This is a genomic window from Oleiphilus sp. HI0043 (assembly GCF_001634935.1).
Genome location: NZ_LWEY01001068.1, coordinates 1 through 704 on the forward strand (window position 1 = coordinate 1; position 704 = coordinate 704).

The 704-nt window shown below is 49.1% G+C and carries 1 protein-coding gene; it reads left to right on the forward strand.

Going from position 1 to position 704, the window contains the following annotated elements:
* Positions 1-704: DUF5011 domain-containing protein (locus A3729_RS11785; protein ID WP_156497909.1), on the forward strand; the 704-nt coding region annotated here is incomplete at both ends.

The window sequence follows — 704 nt, forward strand, 5'->3', positions numbered from 1 at the left end:
TGAGCTAAATACCCCTTATACCGATGCTGGTGCGACTGCGAATGACGCACTTGACGGAGACCTATCTGCAGGCATTATAGTTGGCGGCACAATGGTCGACTCTAGCGTTGCTGGTACTTATGTCATTACCTATGATGTCAGTGACTCCAACGGTAACCCTGCCGTACAGCAAACGCGCACGGTAAATGTGAACGACTTTACCGCCCCTGTCATTACACTTAATGGTGACAGCAGCATTAATATCGCTCTAGGTAGTGTCTACAATGATGCGGGTGCGAGTGCGTCGGACAATATTGATGGCGATATTTCAGCAAGCATTATTCAGAGTGGCGCTGTTGATACCGGTACAATTGGCAGCTATACACTTGTGTATAACGTAAGTGATGCGGCTGGCAACGATGCAATGCCCGTCACACGAACAGTTAATGTTGCTGATGCGAGCGGCCCTGTTATTACACTGATCGGAAACAACCCGATCGATCATGAGGTGAATACAATCTTCACCGACCCGGGTGCGACAGCGCTAGATAATGTCGACGGAGATGTATCTTCAAATATCGGTGTCAGTGGTACGGTCAATGCTGCAGTTGTTGGTAGCTATGTACTGAGCTACAACGTGAACGACTCATCGGGTAACCCTGCCAACACCGTTAATCGAACGGTCAATGTTCAGGATACCGGCGCTCCTAGCATCACCGTGTTAG